The 633-nt window shown below is 74.1% G+C and carries 2 protein-coding genes; one reads left to right on the top strand and one right to left on the bottom strand.

What is annotated here, in order from left to right; genetic code table 11:
• A partial coding sequence (locus tag AC27KI_RS26735) for a hypothetical protein (RefSeq protein WP_487116922.1) occupies positions 1 to 451 on the bottom strand: 451 nt, incomplete at its 3' end.
• Between AC27KI_RS26735 and AC27KI_RS26730 the strand changes: the two genes are divergently transcribed.
• A partial coding sequence (locus tag AC27KI_RS26730; protein ID WP_487116920.1) for a hypothetical protein occupies positions 450 to 633 on the top strand: 184 nt, incomplete at its 3' end. The two genes, AC27KI_RS26735 and AC27KI_RS26730, sit on opposite strands and share 2 nt — an antisense overlap.

The following is a 633-nucleotide window of genomic DNA, read 5'->3' as shown; positions in this document are numbered from 1 at the left end:
CCTCGGCTTCGGCCTTGGCAGTGGTTTCGGCCACGGCGGCCGTCTCGGCGGCGGCGGCCGCGTCCGCCGGGGTTTCGGCCGGCGGCTCTGCGGGCGGCATGGTTTGCGGGGCGAACCGTCCCAGGGTGTGGTTCAGGAACTTCTGCAGCGACTGACCGGTGGTCAGCAGCGACTGGCCGATGTCGGCCAGTTCTTCGCGGATCTCCTGCGACAGCCGCGTCTTGTTCTCCACCATGTGCTGGAGCGCGCCGGACAGCGCATGCAAGGCCGGTGCAGCCTGGGTGGCCAGGCGCTGCACCCGGGCCAGCACCTCCTGGGCCTGCGCGGCGGTGGTGATCTGCACGGTGTTGGCGCTTTCCAGGCCGATGGCCACGGCGGCGTGGGCCACGGACTGGAAGGCCGCCGACGCCGCCTGCAGCCTGGCCGGCAGCACCGAGTACCGCGTTTCCATGGGCGCCTGGGCGGAGGCCGCGCCGCTGGCGGCGCTGCTGCCGCTGCTCTGGAAGGACGGTCTTTGGGGCAGGACCGAAGGGCGGGGCGCCTGCGGACGCGGGCTGGCGCCCTGCAGGATGGAGGGGGCGCACCTGCGGCAGCACCGACGCCCGCGGGGGCCGCTGTGCGGCAGCCTCCGGC

This window comes from Acidovorax sp. KPB24-03 (genome assembly GCF_057546605.1).
This window is presented reverse-complemented; position numbering and strand designations above follow the sequence as displayed.